Annotated in this window: 12 protein-coding genes and 1 tRNA gene; 8 read left to right on the forward strand and 5 right to left on the reverse strand. The window is 70.8% G+C overall.

What is annotated here, in order from left to right:
- Window positions 1-111: 111 nt before the first annotated feature.
- A complete protein-coding gene (locus C3V41_RS09505) occupies window positions 112-1,650 on the reverse strand; it encodes an L-serine ammonia-lyase (RefSeq protein WP_106110061.1) in 1,539 nt (512 codons plus the stop codon).
- Window positions 1,651-2,202: 552 nt separating this feature from the next.
- Between C3V41_RS09505 and C3V41_RS09510 the strand changes: the two genes are divergently transcribed.
- The gene (locus C3V41_RS09510) at window positions 2,203-3,024 is read left to right on the forward strand and encodes a PfkB family carbohydrate kinase (protein ID WP_106110062.1); all 822 of its coding nucleotides are present in this window, start codon (window positions 2,203-2,205) and stop codon (window positions 3,022-3,024) included.
- Window positions 3,025-3,285: 261 nt separating this feature from the next.
- Here C3V41_RS09510 and C3V41_RS09515 read toward each other — a convergent pair.
- A tRNA-Leu gene (locus C3V41_RS09515) sits at window positions 3,286-3,369 on the reverse strand.
- A gap of 214 nt (window positions 3,370-3,583) precedes the next feature.
- Here C3V41_RS09515 and C3V41_RS09520 point away from each other — a divergent pair.
- The 7 genes from C3V41_RS09520 to pknB are packed head-to-tail and all read left to right on the forward strand — an operon-like array spanning window position 3,584 to window position 12,232.
- Window positions 3,584-4,294, forward strand: a complete 711-nt coding sequence (locus tag C3V41_RS09520) for an FhaA domain-containing protein (RefSeq protein ID WP_106110063.1) — start codon at window positions 3,584-3,586, stop codon at window positions 4,292-4,294.
- Window positions 4,291-4,767: an FHA domain-containing protein FhaB/FipA gene (locus C3V41_RS09525; RefSeq protein ID WP_106110064.1), complete on the forward strand. Its 477-nt coding sequence runs from the start codon at window positions 4,291-4,293 to the stop codon at window positions 4,765-4,767. The genes C3V41_RS09520 and C3V41_RS09525 overlap by 4 nt, the downstream gene beginning before the upstream one ends.
- The gene (locus C3V41_RS09530; protein ID WP_106110065.1) at window positions 4,764-6,197 is read left to right on the forward strand and encodes a PP2C family protein-serine/threonine phosphatase; all 1,434 of its coding nucleotides are present in this window, start codon (window positions 4,764-4,766) and stop codon (window positions 6,195-6,197) included. The genes C3V41_RS09525 and C3V41_RS09530 overlap by 4 nt, the downstream gene beginning before the upstream one ends.
- 2 nt (window positions 6,198-6,199) lie before the next feature.
- Entirely contained in the window at window positions 6,200-7,681 is a 1,482-nt protein-coding gene (locus C3V41_RS09535; protein WP_106110066.1) for an FtsW/RodA/SpoVE family cell cycle protein, read from the forward strand.
- Window positions 7,678-9,168, forward strand: a complete 1,491-nt coding sequence (locus C3V41_RS09540; protein WP_106110067.1) for a peptidoglycan D,D-transpeptidase FtsI family protein — start codon at window positions 7,678-7,680, stop codon at window positions 9,166-9,168. Before C3V41_RS09535 ends, C3V41_RS09540 begins: the two co-directional genes overlap by 4 nt.
- Entirely contained in the window at window positions 9,165-10,382 is a 1,218-nt protein-coding gene (locus C3V41_RS09545; protein WP_254423557.1) for a serine/threonine-protein kinase, read from the forward strand. Before C3V41_RS09540 ends, C3V41_RS09545 begins: the two co-directional genes overlap by 4 nt.
- Entirely contained in the window at window positions 10,379-12,232 is a 1,854-nt protein-coding gene (gene pknB / locus C3V41_RS09550) for a Stk1 family PASTA domain-containing Ser/Thr kinase (RefSeq protein ID WP_106110068.1), read from the forward strand. Before C3V41_RS09545 ends, pknB begins: the two co-directional genes overlap by 4 nt.
- Window positions 12,233-12,480: 248 nt before the next feature.
- On the opposite strand, the gene C3V41_RS09555 is transcribed toward pknB, so the two are convergent.
- From C3V41_RS09555 to C3V41_RS09565, 3 genes are read right to left on the reverse strand one after another with little or no spacing between them, the layout of a single operon-like run.
- A complete protein-coding gene (locus C3V41_RS09555; protein WP_106110069.1) occupies window positions 12,481-12,870 on the reverse strand; it encodes a fluoride efflux transporter FluC in 390 nt (129 codons plus the stop codon).
- Window positions 12,867-13,304 (reverse strand): fluoride efflux transporter FluC, encoded by a 438-nt coding sequence (locus tag C3V41_RS09560; protein ID WP_106110070.1) that lies wholly within the window; start codon window positions 13,302-13,304, stop codon window positions 12,867-12,869. Before C3V41_RS09560 ends, C3V41_RS09555 begins: the two co-directional genes overlap by 4 nt.
- The gene (locus C3V41_RS09565; RefSeq protein WP_106110071.1) at window positions 13,297-14,868 is read right to left on the reverse strand and encodes a DUF2079 domain-containing protein; all 1,572 of its coding nucleotides are present in this window, start codon (window positions 14,866-14,868) and stop codon (window positions 13,297-13,299) included. The genes C3V41_RS09560 and C3V41_RS09565 overlap by 8 nt, the downstream gene beginning before the upstream one ends.
- Between the last annotated feature and the right edge of the window lie 17 nt (window positions 14,869-14,885).

Below are 14,885 nucleotides of genomic sequence, written 5' to 3' on the forward strand. Positions count from 1 at the left end.
TCCGGGCGCGGGTTGCCCGCTGCCCGGTCCTGCCGCCCGGGGCCGTCCTGCCGCCTGGGGCTCCGGGCGGGCGGGGCCGTCTGGCAGGGCGGGGGCCCGGTCAGGCCCGTCTCAGCACTCCACCACATTGACGGCCAGGCCTCCCAGAGAGGTCTCCTTGTACTTGGCGAGCATGTCCTCACCGGTCTGGTGCATGGTCTCAATGACGGTGTCCAGGGACACCGCGTGCCGCCCCTCCCCCCACAGGGCCATGCGCGCCGCGTTAATGGCCTTGACGGCCGCCACCGCATTGCGCTCAATACAGGGGATCTGCACCAGGCCGCCCACTGGGTCGCAGGTCAGCCCCAGGTTGTGCTCCATTGCGATCTCGGCGGCGTTCTCCACCTGGGCGGGGGTTCCTCCCAGCGCCTCAGCCAGTCCGGCCGCCGCCATGGACGACGCCGACCCCACCTCCCCCTGGCAGCCCACCTCCGCCCCGGCAATCGAGGCGTTGGTCTTGATGAGGCTGCCCACGGCGGTGGCGGCGAGCAGGAAGCGGCGCACGCCGTCGTCGTCGGCCCCGGGGATAAAACGCTGGTAGTAGGCCAGCACCGCGGGCACGATCCCGGCGGCCCCGTTGGTGGGGGCCGTGACCACCCGGCGCCCGGCGGCGTTCTCCTCGTTGACGGCCAGGGCGAACAGGTCAACCCAGTCCATGCCGCGCAGGGGGTCGGCCATGGTGAAGGCGGCGCCCGGCCCGGTGGACTGCGCCACCAGCCGCTCGTGGAGCGCCTTGGCCCGGCGTCGCACCCCCAGGCCCCCGGGCAGGGTGCCCTCAGCCTCCATGCCCGCGCGGATGCAGGCGGCCATGGTGTCGCGCAGGAGGTCCAGGTAGGCCTCTACCTCGGCGCGGGGGCGGGCGGAGACCTCGTTGGCCATGACCACGTCCGAGACCCGCAGCCCCTGGCGGGCGCAGATCTCCAGCAGGGCGGCGGAGGTGGAGAAGGGGTAGGGGGCGGGCGTGGCGTGGGCCTGGGCGCTGGAGGCGGTGGCCAGGGCGCGGATCGACGGCGCCCCGGGCCTGCCGGTGTCCTCCATGACAAAGCCCCCGCCCACCGAGTAGTAGGTGCGGCGCAGGATCTCGTTCCCGGCCGGGCAGTAGGCGGTCAGGGTCATGCCGTTGACGTGGTAGGGCAGGACCCGGCCGGGCAGGAAGTGGATGTCGGTGGCCGGGGCGAAGGGGACGGGGCCGACGCCGTCGACCGTGAGGCTCCCGGCGGCCTCGACCTCGTTCATGAGCCCCTCGCACACGAAGGACGGGACGGTCTCGGGGACGTAGCCGGCCAGGCCCATGACGGTGGCGCGGTCGGTGGCGTGGCCGTGGCCAGTGGCGCCGAGCGACCCGTAGAGCTCAATGGTGACGCGGGTCACGGGGGTGTCGTCGCCCTCGTCACGGCGGCGTGCGACCCGGGCTGACAGGGTGCGGGCGAAGGCCCGGCCAGCGCGCATGGGGCCTACGGTGTGGGAGGAGGAGGGGCCGACTCCAATGCGCATGAGGTCGAACACGCTCAGTGGGCGCGGGGCGGCCTCGACGGCGATCTCCCCGGCGAGGAGAGCCGCGGGGCTCGCGGTGTCCAGGGTCGTGGGGCGTAGGGTGGTGTCGGCGGACATGTCTTCAATTATGAGGATCCGCGCTCTTATAGCCAGCCTCTGTGCCTTGCAGACCTGGGACGCTCCCGGGGGATAGGCCGACGCGCTGGCGGCTAGTGCTGCCCTGGTGGCTGGTGCGTTGGGGCCGGCCCCTGTGCCCAGGGGTCCGGGCTATTCTGAACGCTATTCGTAACGGCGCGTCTCGGCCGGCCCCTGTGCCCAGGGGTCCGGGACACCACCAGCGTGCGCCCCACCACGCGCACCACGGCTGTCCTTGTGCCCAGGGGTCCGGGCGGGGCTCCACCTTCCAGGTGCCCCGAAAGGCTCCTACCTGTGTCCGTGCTGGGACTGGGCGAGGCTGCCGCCTGGTGGGGGAGGCGTCTCCGAGGCGGCTCGGCCAGCTACCCCGCAATCACGGGCTGCCACCCGGCGGGGGAGGCGTCCCCTGGCCTGCCTGGGCGCCGTGTCCGCGACTGCCCGTTCTCACGGCGAACAAGTACCGTTCTCGCGAGGAATAAGTACCGTTCTCGCGAGGAATAAGTACCGTTCTCGCGGATCTGGCAGTCTTGTGCCATGACAGTCTCACCTCCACCTATCGCCCTGGCCATTGCCGGCTCGGAGGCCTCCGGCGGTGCCGGCGCCCAGACCGACCTCAAGACCTTCCACACCCTGGGCGTCTTCGGCGCCACGGCCCTGACCTGCATCGTCAGCTTTGACCCTCATCACTCCTGGGCCCACCGCTTCACCCCCGTCGCCCCCGTCGTCATCCACGACCAGATCGAGGCCGCCGTCGCCGTCCACGGCCGCATTGACGCCGTCAAGGTGGGCATGCTCGGCACCCCCGACACCATTGCCACCGTGGCCCAGGCCCTGCGTACCTACCGCTTCCCCCACGTCGTGGTGGACCCGGTCCTCATCTGCAAGGGCCAGGAGCCCGGGGCGGCCCTGGAGGTGGACAACGCCCTGCGCGAGCAGATCCTCCCCCTGGCGACCGTGACCACCCCCAACCTCTTTGAGACCCAGGTCCTGGCCGGTGTGGAGGAGATCCGCGACGTCGCCGCCCTCAAGGACGCCGCCAGGCGCATCCACGACGCCGGGGTGCCGGTGGTCCTGGCCAAGGCCGGCACCCTGCTGGGCACCGGCACCGCCCTGGACGTCTTCTACGACGGGCAGACCCTGGAGGTCCTGGAGGTCCCGGCCGTCGGGCGCGAGCGGGTCTCCGGCGCCGGGTGCACCCTGGCCGCCGCCCTCACGGCCGAGCTGGCCAAGGGCGCCACGCCCCTGGAGGCGGCCCGCACCGCCAAGCAGGTGGTGGTCTCCTCCATTGAGAACCGCATGCACGGCAACGCCCCCTTTGACTGCGTCTACCAGGGCCGGTACGTGCCCACCGCCTGAGCGGGCGCCCCGCGGCCAGGGGCCCGGCGTCGCCGTCGGGATCGCCAGGGAGGACTCCATAGCGGCGTCCCCGCGGCCAGGGGCCCGGCCCCACTGGCTGGCGGAGAACACGGGCCTGGGCGGGGTAGCTGGGCAGACGGCGGGGTAGCCGGGGCGCGTACCCCGGGGGCAGACGGGGCGCTACCCCGGCACCTGGACCACGGCGCCGCGGCCCTGCCACGCCAAAAGGCCCGGAAGGCTCTCAGCCTTCCGGGCCTGTCGTGCGCGAGGGGGGACTCGAACCCCCATGATCGTTAGATCACACGGACCTGAACCGTGCGCGTCTACCAATTCCGCCACTCGCGCAGCGGGGTAGACAGTAGCGGGACCGGCTGCCTGCCGTCTAGCCGCGAGGCAGTGATACCTCTCACGGTCTCCCCTGCCGGGCAGGATCGCCGGACATGTGGGGCGCCTCTCTGGCCGTACCCGTTACGATGGGTCTGGCTGGTCTGTACGTGCGCGCGACGCAGTCCACCGCCAGGTGGTCGCCACGCGCACACTTTTTACGGGAGGTACGTCCATGGGGTTCCTGGACAAGTTCGAGAAGGGCGTCGAGAACGTCGCCCACCGTGCCATGTCCCTAGGCGGCTCCGGCACCGTCGAGCCGATCGAGATCGCCTCCAAGCTGCGTGAGACCATGGACAAGCGAGCAGCGTCCTTCGCCCGGGACCGCTCCGTGGTGCCCAACGTGTTCCATATCCGCCTGGCTCCACCGGACATCGCCCAGATCAACACCTGGGGCGTGGACGAGATGGCCATGGAGCTGCAGAACATCGCCACCACGCACGCCGCCGAGCAGGGCTACTCCTTCGTGGGGCCGGTGGAGATCACCTTCGACGCCGACCACAGCCTGCCTCCCACCGCCATCGAGATCGACTCCGCCACCCGCCGCGGCCCGGCGGCCCCGGCCGCCGCCGCCCAGGCCACACCCAGCCACCCGATCCTGGACATAGACGGGCAGCGCTACCTGCTCACCGGCCCGGTCACCATTATCGGGCGCGGCAGTGAGGCAGACATCATTGTGGACGACTCCGGGGTCTCCCGACGCCACCTTGAGATTCGTCTCACCCAGGGGCACGCCATTGCCACGGACCTGGGCTCCACCAACGGGACCTTCGTCGAGGGCCACCGGATCGACGCCGCCACCCTGGTGGACGGCAACACCCTCACCATCGGCCGCACCCGGATCCTGTTCTGGGACGGCACTCCCACGGATGAGGCCGCCGCGTGAGCCAGTTCGCCTTCACCTCCCTGCGTCTGGGGTTCCTGGTCCTCCTGTGGATATTCGTGGCCCTGGTGGTACGGGCCCTGCGTCGGGACATGAACTCCACCATGACCCCCTCCAGCCCACCCCTGCTGCGCGGGCGCGGCAAGAAGACTCACGCGGATCCGCCGCCCGCCCCCCGGAGGCGGGGCGCCACCCGCCTCGTCATCACCGAGGGCCCCCTGGCCGGATCCACTGTGCCACTGAGCCCCACCTCGATTATTATCGGCCGGTCCCCGGCATCCACCCTGGTCCTGGATGACACCTACGCCTCCTCCCGTCACGCCCGCGTCTTCCCCAAGGACGGGTCGTGGTGGCTGGAGGACCTGGGCTCTACCAACGGCACCCTGCTGGACGGTCGTCCCGTCCACGGCGCCGTCGAGCTGCCCACCGGTGTCCCCGTCAGGATCGGTCAGACCACCCTGGAGCTGCGTCCATGACAGTTACCCTGCGGTACTCCGCCCGCAGTGATATCGGACTCGTCCGCCAGACCAATCAGGACTCCGGCTACGCTGGCCCGCACCTGTGCGCCATGTGCGACGGTATGGGAGGCCCTGCCGGGGGTGACATCGCCTCGGCGATCGCCATCGAGCACCTGGCGCCCCTGGACGCGGACTCCCACCAGGCCAGCGAGATGCTGGGGCTGCTGCGGGAGGCCATCCAGTCCACCCACACCGACCTGGTGACCCTGTCCAACCAGGACCCCGACCTGGCCGGGCTGGGCACCACCTGCGTGGCCGTCATGCGCAGCGGCAACAAGCTCGCCATGGTCCACGTCGGGGACTCGCGCGCCTACCTCCTACGTGACGGCGGGCTCACCCAGGTCACCACGGACCACACCTTCGTGGAGTACCTGGTGGAGTCCGGCCGCCTCACCCGTGAGCAGGCCCGCCGCCACCCCCAGCGCTCGGTGCTCCTGCGGGTCCTGGGCGACGCCGAGGGCGAGGTCCAGCTCGACGAGTCCATCCGTGAGGCGGTCCCCGGGGACCGGTGGCTGCTGTGCTCCGACGGCCTGAGCGGCCCGGTGACGGCGGAGACCATTGCCGAGGTCCTGTCCACCGTCCCCGACCCGGGGCAGGCCGGCGACCAGCTCATTGACCTGGCCCTGCGCGCCGGGGGGCCGGACAATGTCACGGCCGTCATCTTCGACGTCGTGGAGGAGGCGGAGGCCGACACCACCCCCCAGCTCGTGGGCGCGGTGGCCAACCGGCGGGCCCGCCTGGCCGCCGCCGCGGGGGACTCCCCCGAGTCCCGGCCCAACCCCGAGGCCCCGACCGAGATCCTCCCTACCTCCCCGGGCCCTACCGCCGCCACCCCGGCAGCCAAGGCCGCTGCCCTGGTGGCGGGTCTGGAGGAGACCTCCGGCCCCCCTCGCACCGGCGAGGAGGAGGCGGTGGCCGCTGAGGCCGTGGCCCAGGGCAACTCCCGGCGACGCCGTCGCCGCCGCTCGATCCTGGCCACCCTCGTCCTCGTCCTTGCCCTGGTCGTGGCCGGGTTCCTGGGCTACCAGTGGACCCAGAGCCAGTACTACGTGACCATCGCCGACGGGAAGGTTGCCATCTTTCAGGGCATCCCCCAGGCTCTCGGGCCCCTTGAGCTCAGCCACCTGGTGGAGAGCTACTCCGAGCCGGACACCGCCACCCTGGACGACCAGATGATCCGCCGCCTGAACGAGACCGTCTCCCAGCCCTCCCTGGAGGCCGCCCGGGAGTACATAAACGTCACCGTCATGCAGCACCGCACCGTCGTCGTCCTGCCCCAGGCCACCACCCCCGCCCCGTCCGCGACGCCAGCCCCCGCGCAGCCAGCGCCGTCGGCGCCGTCGGTACAGCCTGAGCCGGGTGCGCAGACCACAGCGGAGGCGGCCTGAGCATGGCGTCGATCTTCAACTCGGCGACCAGCGGGACCCCACGCGGCTCCGGGCGCTGGATCGAGGCCCTCCTGCTCGTCTTCGCCATTGTGCTGGGCCTGGGAGGCTTTGTCCTGACGGCCGTCAACCGCACCGGGGACTCCCCGGGGCAGATTCTCCAGCTCGGTGGGGCGCTCGTCATTATCAGCCTCATTGTGCACATGTGGGTGCGCTGGACCGCCCCCTGGGCGGACCCGGTCCTCCTTCCCGCCGCGGTGGCCCTCAACGGGATCGGCCTGGCCATGATCCAGCGCCTGGACCTGGCCTACGCGCGCAGCGAGAGGACCGTCCAGTACGTCGTGGGCTTTAAGCAGGCCATGTGGACCGGGATCGGGGTCATCCTCTTCTGTGGCGTCCTCATGCTGCGCGACTACCGCCTGCTGCGCCGCTGGGACTGGGGGGCCATGGTCGCGGGCCTGGTCTTCCTCGTCCTGCCCTTCGTGCCGGGCCTGGGCACCGATATCAACGGCGCCCAGATCTGGATCCGCCTGGGCCCCATGTCCTTCCAGCCTGCCGAGCTGAGCAAGGTGTTCCTGGCGGTGTTCTTCGCCTCCTTCCTGGTGGCCAACCGGGACAACCTGGCCCTGGCGGGGCGGCGCGTGCTGCACATGAACCTGCCGCGCGCCCGCCACCTGCTGCCCCTGCTGGTGGTGTGGGGGGTGAGCCTGTGCGTGCTCGTCCTCCAGCGCGACCTGGGCACCTCGGTGCTCCTGTTCGGCCTGTTCGTGGTGACCCTGTACGTGGCCACGGACCGGCCCTCCTGGCTCCTCATCGGCGCCGGGCTGTTCCTGCCGGCGGCCTGGTTCGCGGCCACCCACCTCAACCACGTGGCCAACCGCATTAACGGCTGGCTCCACGCCATGGACACCGAGGTCTACAACGCCATCGGCGGCTCCTGGCAGCTGGTCACCGGGCTGTTCGGCATGGCCTCGGGCGGGATCCTGGGCTCGGGCTGGGGCAAGGGCGACCCCGATCAGGTGACCTTCGCCAACTCCGACTTCATTGTCGCCTCCCTGGGCGAGGAGCTGGGGCTGACCGGCCTGCTGGCCATCCTCATGCTCTACCTGGTCATTGTCGAGCGCGGCCTGCGCACCGCGGTGGCCCTCAAGGACGGGTTCGGCAAGCTCCTGGCCACCAGCCTGTCCTTCACCCTGGCCCTCCAGGTCTTCGTGGTGGTCGGCGGCGTCACCCGGCTCATCCCCCTGACGGGCCTGACCGCACCGTTCCTTGCTTACGGCGGCTCCTCGCTCGTGGCAAACTGGATCATCCTGGCCCTTCTCATACGCCTGTCCGACGCCGCCCGGCGTCCCGCCCCTGCCGCCCCCCGCATTATTGACACCGCTGAGCTGCCCAGCCGCCTGCGTGAGCAGGTCCTGACAGATGACACCCCCGCGTCGGCACCGCCCGTACGGCCGACCCAGGATCCCCGTGAGGAACACCCGTGAACCGTCAGATCCACCAGGTCACCGTCCTGGTCGTTGTCCTCTTCCTCGTCCTGGGCGTCTCTGTCACGAGCGTCCAGGGCTTTGCCCACCCGGCCCTGTGGGAGTTCTCCTCACCCCAAGGCAACCTCGTGACCGACGTCCGCAACTCCCGTACCGTCTACTCCGAGTTCGGCCGGGACCGCGGTGACATCACGGTGGCCAACGGCACCATCGCCACCTCCGAGGAGTCCGACGACGCCTACGGCTACCAGCGCGTGTACTCCGACGGCCCGCTCTACGCGCCCGTGACCGGCTACTTCTCCACGACCTTCGCCTCCATCACGGGTCTGGAGCGGGCGGAGAACTCGGTCCTCAACGGGGACGACCCCGCCCTGTTCTCCTCCCGTGTCCGCTCCCTGATCACCGGCGGCAGCCAGCAGGGAGGCAATGTGGAGCTGACCATTAACCCCGTGGTCCAGAAGGCCGCCTGGGACGCCCTGGGCGGTCGGCGCGGCTCGGTGGTCGCCCTGGATCCCAGTACCGGCCGCATCCTGGCCCTGGTCTCCTCCCCCTCCTACGACCCCAACCTCCTGGCCTCCCACGACTCCGGCACGGCCCAGGGCACCTGGGACTCCCTGACCGCCGACCCGGCCCACCCGCTCATGAACCGGGCCATCGCCGGGGACCTGTACGCCCCCGGCTCGACCTTCAAGATCCTCACGGTCGCGGCCGCACTGCGCGCCGGCAAGACCACCCCCACCACCGAGGTGGCCGCCCCGGACCGCATCACCCTGCCGGGCACCAACCACACCCTGACCAACTACGAGGGGGAGTCCTGCGGCAACGGGAAGGTCACCCTGACCTACGCCTTCGCCGAGTCCTGCAACACGCCCTTCGCCAAGATGGCCATGGACCTGGGGGACACCGCCCTGGCCAACGAGGCCGCCGCCTGGGGCTTCGGGGCGGACCTGTCCATCCCCCTGACGGTCACCCCCTCGACCTACCCCGCCAACGACTCGGCGGCCATGACCGCCATGGCCGGGATCGGCCAGGCCTCGGTCAAGGCCACCCCCCTCCAGATGGCCATGGTGGCGGCCACGGTCGCCAACAAGGGCAAGCAGATGCGCCCCTACCTGGTGGCCTCCACCATGGACGCCGACCTCAACACCATCTCCTCCACCACGCCCTCCGTGCTGCGTGAGCCCATTGACGAGGCCACCGCCGCCAGCCTGTCCACCATGATGCAGCAGGTCGTCTCCTCGGGGACGGCCACCTCCGCGCAGGTGGCCGGGGTGCAGGTGGCCGGCAAGACGGGCACCGCCGAGACCGGCTCGGACGAGGGCGGCCCCACGTCCTGGTTCATTGGCTTCGCGGGCACCGACCTGTCCAGGCCCACCATCGCCCTGGCCGTGGTCCTCGACGGCGGCCAGCAGACCACCGGCGGTACCGGCGGCTCCCTGGCCGGCCCGGTGGCGGCCTCCGTCATTGACGCGGCGGTGGACCAGTGACACCTGAGCCGGGGCTGGAGCTCCAGGGGCGCTACCAGCTCGTCGAGCGCATAGCGATCGGCGGCATGGGGGAGGTCTGGAAGGCCCGTGACCTGCGCAGCGGCCGTATGGTCGCGGCCAAGATCCTGCGCCCCGAGCTCACGGGCGACGAGATCTTCCTGTCGCGTCTGCGTGCCGAGGCCGCCAACTCCCGCGGCCTGCGCCACCCCAACCTCGCCGTCGTGCTCGACGCCGGGGAGCGTGACGGCTCAGGGTGGCTCATTATGGAGCTGGTCCAGGGCCGTCCCCTCTCCGACGTCCTGGCGGAGAAGGGCACCATGGCGCCCTCCGAGATCCTGCCGATCCTGGCCCAGGTGGCCCGTGCCCTCCAGGTGGTCCACGACGCCAACGTCGTGCACCGCGACGTCAAGCCCTCCAATATCCTCATTAACCAGGAGGGCCTGGCCAAGCTCACCGACTTCGGGATATCCACGGGTCGCAACCAACGTCCTATGACGGCCACCGGCATGGTCATGGGCACCGCCCAGTACCTGGCCCCCGAGCAGGCCATGGGGAACATGGCCACGCCCGCCGGGGACATCTACGCCCTGGGGATCATCGCCTACGAGGCCCTGATGGGGCAGCGTCCCTTCACCGGCTCCACCCAGGTGGACATCGCCTTCGCCCACGTCAACGAGCCGGTGCCGGAGCTACCGGAGTCGGTGCCTGCCGAGGTCAGGCAGATCATTATGGAGCTCCTGGCCAAGCGGCCCGGTGACCGGCCGGCCACGGCCCGGGAGCTGGCCCGACGCCTGGACCGGATCGTGGTCAACCTGCCTCCGGACTCCTGGGACCCGCGTCGTAATGTCACCTGGCACACGACCGGCCGCCCGGTACAGCCTCTGTCCGCCCAGGAAGACGCGGTGGTAAAGGTCACATCCCGACGGGATCTGCGTGCCCCACGCCGTCCCCGGCTGGGGGCCACGTTCTCACGACCTGCGACGCAGGCCATCCCGAGGGCGTCGGACGCGGGGGGCGGATCCCGTGGGCCGGGGCACCGTGACGACGACCGCTCCCCCCGGAGCGGTCCCGGCGGGCTGAGTCCGCGGACCTGGTACGCCATTGTGGTGGCCCTGGTGGTTATTGTTATCCTACTCACTCTTGCGAATGCTCTCGCCTCAGCGCAGGACACTGCCTCAGCCTCGTCCACCCTCTCGTCCAAGGAGGCACTGTGACCGTCCACCACCAGGTTCTCGCTGGCCGTTACGAGGTCCGCGAACTCATCGGCCGCGGCGGCATGGCCGAGGTCCACCTCGGGTACGACACCCGCCTCAACCGCGTCGTGGCCATCAAGCTGCTACGCAGCGACATCGCGGGGGACGCCACCTTCCAGGAGAGGTTCCGTCGGGAGGCGCAGAGCGCGGCCGCCCTCAACCACCCCTCCATCGTGGCGGTCTACGACTCCGGCGAGGAGGTCTTCACCCAGGCTGACGGCTCCATTAAACAGGTGCCCTACATTGTCATGGAGTACGTGGAGGGGCACACCGTGCGTGAGCTCCTGGGCGACGGCGAGGCAGTCCCTATCTCCGAGGCGGTGGAGATCGTCACCGGCGTCCTGGACGCGCTGGAGTACTCCCACCGGGCCGGGATCGTCCACCGTGACATTAAGCCCGGGAACATTATGCTCACCTCCACCGGCATGGTGAAGGTCATGGACTTCGGTATCGCGCGGGCCATGGAGGACTCCGCCGCCACCGTTACCCAGCAGCACGCCGTGGTGGGCACCGCCCAGTACCTCTCCCCCGAGCAGGCCCGCGGGGAGATCGTGGACACCCGCAGCGACCTGTACTCCACCGGCTGCCTCCTCTACGAGCTCCTCACCGGGCGCCCGCCCTTTACCGGCGACTCGGCGGTGGCTATCGCCTACCAGCACGTACGCGAGATCCCCAAGCCGCCGTCGGCGATAGCGGCCGACATCCCCGAGTCCCTGGACAGGGTGGTGCTCAAGGCCCTGGCCAAGAGCCGTGACGACCGCTACCAGGACGCCGCCCACATGCGCACCGAGCTGGCGGCGGCGGCCCGCGGCATGTCCGTGGCCGCCCCGGCGGTGGACAGCTGGCAGGAGGCCGACCCGACCACGGTCGTCCAGGACCGCAAGACCACCGCGACCCCGCCGACCCCCGGCCCTCCGGCGCCTCCGGTACCCGCCCCGCACACCCCCTCGCCCCAGGCGCCCGACGAGCCGGAGCCCCGCCGCTACACCTGGGTGTGGGCGCTCCTCATTGTCCTGGCCGCCTCCACCGTGGTCGTGGGCGTGCTCATGGCCAACGGGGTGATCGGCGGTCCCGGCAAGCCCACTGTGGCCCCCTCCACCGGGCCGACGGCGGCCGCGGTGCCCGACGTCTCCGGCAAGAGCGAGGACGACGCCAGGAAGGCTATCGAGGCCCTGGGCCTGGTCTATGCCAAGGGCTCGGACGTGGCCAGCGACACCATTGACTCCGGTCTGGCCGTCTCCAGCGAGCCGGGTGCCGGCACGAGCCTGGTGGTGGGCAAGACCGTCACCGTCCACTTCTCCTCCGGCTCGGCCATGGTGGATGTCCCGGACGTGTCCGGCAAGTCCCAGGCCGACGCGCGTTCCATCCTGACCAAGGCCGGGCTGGTTGTGGGAGACGTCACCTCGGAGGACTCCCCGGGGGTCAAGAACGGTGACGTCATCCGCACCGACCCGGTCTCGGGGACCTCGGTCCAGCGCGGCTCCAGCGTCTCCCTGGTGGTGGCCTCCGGCCGGGTCACGGTCCCGGGGGTCAAGGGCATGAAGGAGGACGAGGCCAGTGACGCCCTCCGGCAGGCGGGCCTGACCGTCAAGATCGTCACCAAGGCCACCACCAACCAGGACGAGGACGGCAAGGTCATTGAGGTCTCGCCCGAGGACAAGACGGTGGACAGCGGTACCACGGTGACCATTACCATTGGGGCCTACCAGGCGCCTCCGTCGCCGTCGGCGACAGCGACTACGCAAGCTGCGCAGCCGAAGCAGGGGGGAGAGGCGTCGGGTCAGCCCCCCAAGTCCACCAAGAACCCGTAGTAGCAGGGTTGGGGCGGGTGCTGCCTAGGCGCCCGCCCCAACCTTTCCGCACGGGGCGGATCCTCAATGCCCAGAAGGCCTCCCAGGCCGAGCCCACCCGCGCAGGCGGCACCTCGTACCTGCCCTGACGGTTGATGTACCGGTTCTCGTCCGGTGCGGATATGCTCTCGCACACCGCTCGGCGGGCATCACCGATGAGCCTCTGAAGCCTTGTCTTCATGACCGAATCGGCGCCAGGTGGCCGAGAATCAGGCCGCCAGGGCGCCCAGGGCTAGGCCTGCGCAGGCCGCCAGCCAGCTGATCCCCACCATGAGCAGGGTGTGGGCGCACCCGGCCCGCGCCCGACCCGCCATGAACAGCCGGGCCCCCTCCACGCAGGCGGTGGAGAAGGTCGAGTAGCCGCCCAGGAAGCCGGTGGCCAGCACCCGGTAGGTCTCGCCGGCCGTCAGTGCGGCCGCCAGCCCAATGAGGAGGCAGGCACTCACATTGACCACCATGGTCCCCCAGGGGATCTCCAGGTGGGTGCGCTGGGTGCGCCGGGCCCGTCGCGCCCCGGTCCACGCCCCCACGCGCTGGTCCACCAGGTAGCGGCTCACCGCGCCCGCCCCACCGGCCAGGGCTACCAGCACCCAGGTCATGCGGTCCTCCTGGCCACTGCGAGCCCGACCCCGGCCGCCACCAGCCCGGCCCCCAGGGACAGGGCCGCGTAGCCGACTCCGGCCCAGCCCATGCGGTCGACCTGGAGGACAAAGGTGGAGTAGGTGGTCAGGCCCCCCATAAAGCCGGTCCCTGCCAACAGCCGGAGACGGCGTCGTCCGGGGGTCTGCTCCACCTGGGCCAGGTGCCCCAGCAGCAGGCCCAGCAGGAAGGCCCCCACCACGTTGACCAGCAGCGTGCGCGGCACGTCAACGGCGACCACCGCGCGCACCAGTGTCCCGGCGGCCCCGCCCAGGGCGACCCACCCCAGGGCGCTGCACGCCCGTAAGCCCTGACCACGTGCCTCCGGTCTGCTCTGCCGGGCCCTGCCGGCGTCAGCCTGTCCGCTACCGCGGGTGCCTGTGGTCTCAGCCATTGCGTCGCGCCACCTGGTAGCCGCCCTCGTTGAGGACCAGGGTGTAGCCCACCTTGGTCCGCTCACTGGCCCAGGCCGCCGCGTCCACAGGCGGCCGACCGCCCCATGCCGGGGAGTAGCGGTCCACCACCACGTAGTCGGGAGCGCCCTGGCTCGTCCCCACCCAGGAGACCGTGGCGCGGGGCACAAGGTAGGCCAGTAGTCCCAGGTCGGTCTCTACCGTGGCGTCCTGGGGCACGGTGTTGAGCACCTTGTGGGCCGCCTGCGCGCGCAGGGGCTCCCGGCCGTAGTAGTCGCTGGTCAGGTCCCACAGGGGGAGCTTGGGCGCTATGACGAGCATGAGCACCACCGGCACCGCCGCGACCGCCCGCGCCGTCCAGCGTCGCCAGGCTGGACGGACCCCCCACCACGCTGCCACGTCCAGCAGGGCGGTCAGGGCAATGGGCATGAGCACCAGGTTGTAGTGCCAGAAGCGCCAGTCCCAGTAGAAGGCGATGCTCCCCAGGAAGCGCCAGGCGAGGGTCGGCAGGACCAGCGCCATCCACGGGGAGCCGAGCCCGGCCACGCCCGCGGTCAGGACGAGCATGAGGGTGGTCTGCACCTTCACGAGGGTGCCGTCCGCCCCGCCCTGCGACGCCCCGCCCGACAGCGAGTAGGCCCAGGTGCCGTCAGGGTTGAGCGCGGGCAGGATGACCAGGGTGGTCAGGAGAAAGCCGGTCACCCCCGCCAGGGCCAGGCCCAGACCCAGGTTCAGCGGGTCGGAGTCGGCCTGCTTGCGCCAGGTGCGCGCCCTGGCCAGGTACCTGCCCAGGATCCGGGGCCTCGGGGTCGGGGTCGTTGGCGCCCCGGCCTGCGCAGCACCGTCGGCCGACGGCCTGCCAGCCGGCTCAGGCAGGACGGGTTCTTGGGGGGCGTCGGGCTGGCGGCTGGCTCGACGTCGCTCACGCCAGCCACGCCAGGCCAGGGCCAGACCCGCCATAAAGACAGTGAGTCCTAGGTCCTCCTTGACAAGCATAAGTGGCATACACCACATGGCACAGGCCCACCAGCGCCGCTCTACAAAGGCCACGCCCGCCCAGGCCAGCAGGGGTACGGCAAAGGCCACCTCGTGGAACTGCGACTGCACGCCCCCCTGTATCCCCCAGGACAGGACGTAGGCCAGGCCCAGCGCACCACCTACCCAGCGTCCCAGCAGCCGGGTGGCCAGACGGGTCAGCGGCCAGGCGGACAGGGCCAGGAGCAGGTCCTGGACCACCAGGAGGCTGAGCGGGGAGGGGAAAAGACGCCATACCGGGCCCAGGAGCACGAGGACCGGGTGGAAGTGGTCGCCCAGGAGGTTGTAGCCGGGGCCCTTGATCTCCACGATCGGAGCCTGCAGGTGGGCGTAGGCCTTGGCCGCCTCGGAGAAGATCGCCAGGTCCCAGCTGGGCACCACCATGGCCCTCCACTGACCTACCGAGTAGGCAATGAGGACCACTGCCCCGGTCACCACGGCGACGACGGCAGGAAGGCGGTCAAGGAGCCAGGAGAGACGGGAGCGGACGGGTGCTGCGCAGGAAGACATCACTGTGAGCCTATCGG

Origin of the sequence: Actinomyces sp. oral taxon 897 (assembly GCF_002999235.1) — a bacterium.
Classification (GTDB): domain Bacteria; phylum Actinomycetota; class Actinomycetes; order Actinomycetales; family Actinomycetaceae; genus Actinomyces.